At 34.6% G+C, this 254-nt stretch carries 1 pseudogene; it reads right to left on the bottom strand.

From position 1 onward, the window contains the following. Positions 1–254, bottom strand: a pseudogene (locus GUI70_RS26000) (50S ribosomal protein L1); the annotation flags it as partial.

The following is a 254-nucleotide window of genomic DNA, read 5'->3' as shown; positions in this document are numbered from 1 at the left end:
ACATCTTGTAAAGTATTGAAGTTTTCAATTAATTGTTCATCAGTAAATGAAACTTTACCAATTGATGCATGTACGATACCAGCTTTTTCAGCACGATATTCTACTTTACCAGCTTTGATTTCTTCAACAGCTTTTTTAACATCCATTGTTACAGTTCCAGTTTTAGGGTTTGGCATTAAACCTTTTGGTCCTAATACACGACCTAATTTACCAACTTCACCCATCATGTCTGGTGTAGCAACTACTACATCGAA

It is taken from the genome of Deinococcus alpinitundrae (assembly GCF_009982895.1).
GTDB lineage: Bacteria > Deinococcota > Deinococci > Deinococcales > Deinococcaceae > Deinococcus > Deinococcus alpinitundrae.
Note: the sequence above shows the minus strand (reverse complement) of the source record. Positions and strands in the feature narration are given on the sequence as shown.